Source organism: Aliivibrio sp. S2TY2 (assembly GCF_028765525.1).
Classification (GTDB): domain Bacteria; phylum Pseudomonadota; class Gammaproteobacteria; order Enterobacterales; family Vibrionaceae; genus Aliivibrio; species Aliivibrio finisterrensis_A.
On sequence record NZ_JARACS010000029.1, the window covers coordinates 1 to 1,846 of the forward strand.

Consider the following 1,846-nt stretch of genomic DNA (forward strand, 5'->3'; position numbering starts at 1 on the left):
GTTCGCTCTTGATGATTTCATCACTCACACTATGGGTCTTGCGGATGTAAACGCGGCGTTCGATCTAATGCACGAAGGTAAATCTATCCGTACTGTTCTACACATGGATAAATAAGTTTTAACATTTAAAACTTAACGATTATTAACTAAACGTAAAGCCCGTTAGATTCATTTCGAGCGGGCTTTATTTTTTAAAGGTGCATATGTTTATTAAAGGAAAAGTCCTTCAATAAACGTATAAAACACTTTATCCAAAATTACTGGAAACCATTATTATGTTGACTAAACTTCGTCAATCTTTGCCTTTGCAACTGCTACTAGCTGCATTACTTGCATGGCTTTTTACCCTATTAATTTCTCCGACAACTGACGTAACGCAAACTTCTTGGTATCAATTAGTGATGTTAGGAAAAGTCACTTATATCGGTTTACTTAAAATGGTCGTTGGCCTTGTCGTTATGTTTTCTTTACTTCAGGGCATAACAAGTATTGGTTCTATCACTCATCTAAAGCAAGTCGGTCGAAATACCCTACTGTTCTATAGTTTCACTACTCTATTGGCTATTTCTCTCGGTTTAGGTGCATCATTATTATTACCCGCATGGCAACCTCTGACTGAGTTTGCACCTGTTGGTGATAATGTTCAGCTTATTAGTGAAGAGTCTGCTGGCGGCGCTGCCATTGCTGGAAAACTACTTAATATGGCTTTTGTTAATCCTATTGCTGCATTAACGAATGGTAATTTGCTCGCTATCGTTGTGTTTTCATTTATGTTAGGGCTAGCTTTACTCTCATCATTACCAGAAAAACACCCTATTTTTGAGGTACTCAGTGGTTTAAATAAAAGCATTAATACGATAGTGGGTTGGATAATTAAATTATCTCCATTGGCGGTATTTGCGATTGTTTTTGATTTTACTATTCGTGGTGGAGAATCTTTATTTCAACAATTAGCTCTATTTGCTCTATTAGTTTTTGTTTTGACTTTAATTCATGGCGCTATTGTTTTACCAACGATTGCAAAACTAGCGACTGGTATTAAATACACAACCTTATTTAAAGCGATTTCTGCTCCTATGGCGATGGCTTTTGCTACCTCTTCTAGCTCAGCCACCTTGCCATTAGCAATGCAAAGTGCCCAAGAAAAACTGGGGGTGTCGCAAAGTACCAGCAGTATGGTGTTACCCCTTGGTGCGGTAATGAATATGGACGGAACCGCATTATTCGAAGGAGTAGCTGCTATATTCTTAGCTCAACTTTTTGGGGTTGATTTAACAACCTCAGGATTAATCATGATTTTCATTATGGCTATGGTTTCCTCTGTTGGTGCACCCGGAATGCCTTCAGGATCTATGTCAGGCATGCAACTGGTGCTTTTAGCTGCTGGGATCCCATTAGAAGCTATCGCGATCCTGTTAATCATTGAACGTCCACTTGATACTTTCCGTACCGCGGTCAACGTTGAGGGCGATATGATTGCTGCTTTAGTTATTGATAAATGGCAGAATAAACAAAAAACACTCACAGAAAAGCAATCATTATCTCAAACATCTTACTCCGCATAATCTCTATAAAAGCCCGCTGGATAACCTCTAGCGGGCTTTTTTATGCTTCACACTTTTTATTCGATATTAGCGCATACCTCCCTTTATTATTTGCTTTTCTAATCATAAAGACCTCATGAACAACTAAAAGTCCAAGCATTATTACATAACCGTAAAAATCATTTTCATTTTAGGGGGATTATCAATTATTAATAAACTCCTATACTAGCCACATCAAAACGAGAGAGCAGAAATACAAAACTCAACTACGCTTTAGTTGACTGCTCATCCGAATATATTAA

At 37.9% G+C, this 1,846-nt stretch carries 1 protein-coding gene; it reads left to right on the forward strand.

What is annotated here, in order from left to right; translation table 11 throughout:
- The first annotated feature begins 275 nt into the window (after window positions 1-275).
- The gene (locus PVK63_RS19835; RefSeq protein WP_130088433.1) at window positions 276-1,565 is read left to right on the forward strand and encodes a dicarboxylate/amino acid:cation symporter; all 1,290 of its coding nucleotides are present in this window, start codon (window positions 276-278) and stop codon (window positions 1,563-1,565) included.
- The last annotated feature ends 281 nt before the right edge of the window (window positions 1,566-1,846 follow it).

Excerpts from the sequence above, each read along its gene's own strand:
- PVK63_RS19835 (WP_130088433.1), top strand. The coding sequence starts at position 276 with ATGTTGACTAAACTTCGTCAATCTTTGCCTTTGCAACTGCTACTAGCT.